The organism is Nocardia brasiliensis IFM 10847 (genome assembly GCF_000710915.1).
Taxonomy (GTDB): Bacteria; Actinomycetota; Actinomycetes; order Mycobacteriales; family Mycobacteriaceae; genus Nocardia; species Nocardia brasiliensis_A.
Genome location: NZ_BAUA01000136.1, coordinates 1 through 1998 on the forward strand (window position 1 = coordinate 1; position 1998 = coordinate 1998).

A 1998-nucleotide genomic window follows, 5' to 3' on the forward strand; every position below is an offset into this window, starting at 1 on the left:
CGCGGCGGCCCGAGCACAGGGGCGCGGCCTGCTGCGGCTGTCCAAACAACTGTGGCCGCATCATGATTGGGCCGCGGTCGGCCCGCGCCCGCACCTGTCCACCGTGTTCGGCATGGTCGGCGCCGCCTGCCTGGTGACGCCGCAGGAGATCGCGGGCGTGGTCGTCTACACCACGCTGACCGGCGCGGCGACCGCCGCGCAACGGCTGCTCGCGCTCGACCCCGCCGCCATCGCGGCCTGCACGGTCCGCCTCGCCGACCTGTGCGACCGCACCGCCGCCGACGCGGTCGACGGCCTCGCCTGCCTGTCCGACCCGCTGCAGGACGTGCTCGCGCAACGCCACCTGCACCGTGACATGCCGCTGTTCGCCAGTTGAATCCCGGAAGAAGGAGCTCGCCACCATGCCACCGCATCTGATCGACGGTGAACCGCACGACCATTCGCACGATCGCCCGAAGCGCGAGCGCACCGCGGGGGAGGCGCTGCGCATCGGCATCGGCGGTCCGGTCGGCTCCGGCAAGACCGCGCTGGTCGCCGCGCTGTGCAGGCAGCTGCGCGACGAGCTGTCGCTGGCCGTGCTGACCAACGACATCTACACCACCGAGGACGCCGACTTCCTGCGCAGGCACGCGGTGCTGCCGGACGAGCGGATCACCGCGGTGCAGACCGGCGGCTGTCCGCACACCGCGATCCGCGACGACATCACCGCCAACCTGGACGCGATCGACGACTTGGTCGCGGCGAACCCGCCGCTGGACCTGATCCTGGTCGAATCCGGCGGCGACAACCTCACCGCGACCTTCTCCTCCGGTCTGATCGACGTGCAGATCTTCGTGGTCGACGTGGCCGGCGGGGACAAGGTGCCGCGCAAAGGCGGTCCGGGTGTGACGTTCTCGGATCTGCTGGTGGTCAACAAGACCGATCTGGCTCCGCTGGTGGGCGCGGATCTCGGCGTGATGGAGCGCGACGCGGCGAAGGTGCGCGAGGGTCGCCCGACCGCGCTGATCTCGCTGACCGACGATCCGGCCGCCACTCCGGTGCTCGCCTGGGTGCGTACCCAGCTGCGGCTGCTCGCCGAACAGGACCACGCCGCCGCCGAAGCCCCTGTTGCGCACTGAACTCCGGATCATCGCGCGGGTGGCGACGCTGCCCGAGATCCACGCGAGCGGCGGGCTCTCGGCCCGCCGCACCGGACCGGACACGGTGCACCTGATCGGTACCGCCGCGACGCCGCTCGGCGGCGACGAACTCGACATCACGGTGGTCGTCGCGCCCGGGGCGCGGCTGGTCGTGCGCTCGGTCGCGGCCACTATCGCGCTGCCCAGCGCCGCGACGCCGATGTCGTTGGCGCACTGGCGGTTCGAGGTGGGCCGCGGCGGTGAGCTCGACTTCGATCCCGAGCCGACGATCGTGGCGGGCGGGGCGCAGCACCACACCGTCAGCACGGTCCGGCTCGCCGCCGATGCCCGGCTGCGGCTGCGCGAGCGGGTGCAGATCGGCCGGTCCGGTGAGGCGCACGGCGGCTGGCGCGGCGACCTGATCGCCGATATCGGCAAGACGCCGCTGCTGCGCCATCGTCTGGAATTGGGTCTGGGTGCCGCCGCCGACGACGCCCTGGACGCTCCGCGCGCGCTGGAGAGCGAGTTGCGCTACCCGGACGAGCGACCCGAGGAAACCGTGGGCCTCACCGACTCTCGCCTCCCGCTCGCCGCGGGCGGCTCCCTGCGCACCCGCACCAGTGGTGCACTCTGAATTCCCGGCAGGGCACGCGGGGCGTTGCACCGCTGCGCGAGTTCGGTTTCCGTTCGGTCTCCGCCCGGCGTTTGCTGTTGTGTTGCGAGTCTTCGGCGGGTAATGCGACTCGCCGGAACGCGGAACGTGCGGCGCGCCGATGGGCACAGTGGCGCACGTCACCTCTAGGGTTAGCGCACCCGGATCGGGACAAAAGGGAAGGGTGGGAACTCGACAGCGTGGTCGGGTTCCCACCCTTGGTGGGTG

At 71.7% G+C, this 1998-nt stretch carries 3 protein-coding genes; all 3 read left to right on the top strand.

Annotated elements, in window-relative coordinates; translation table 11 throughout:
- Positions 1-376: urease accessory UreF family protein (locus NBRGI_RS27145; protein ID WP_029900042.1), on the top strand; the 376-nt coding region annotated here is incomplete at its 5' end.
- A 25-nt stretch (positions 377-401) separates the two neighbouring features.
- Positions 402-1118: an urease accessory protein UreG gene (gene ureG / locus NBRGI_RS27150; protein WP_029900043.1), complete on the top strand. Its 717-nt coding sequence runs from the start codon at positions 402-404 to the stop codon at positions 1116-1118.
- A complete protein-coding gene (locus NBRGI_RS27155; RefSeq protein WP_029900044.1) occupies positions 1108-1752 on the top strand; it encodes an urease accessory protein UreD in 645 nt (214 codons plus the stop codon). The genes ureG and NBRGI_RS27155 overlap by 11 nt, the downstream gene beginning before the upstream one ends.
- Positions 1753-1998: the final 246 nt, after the last annotated feature.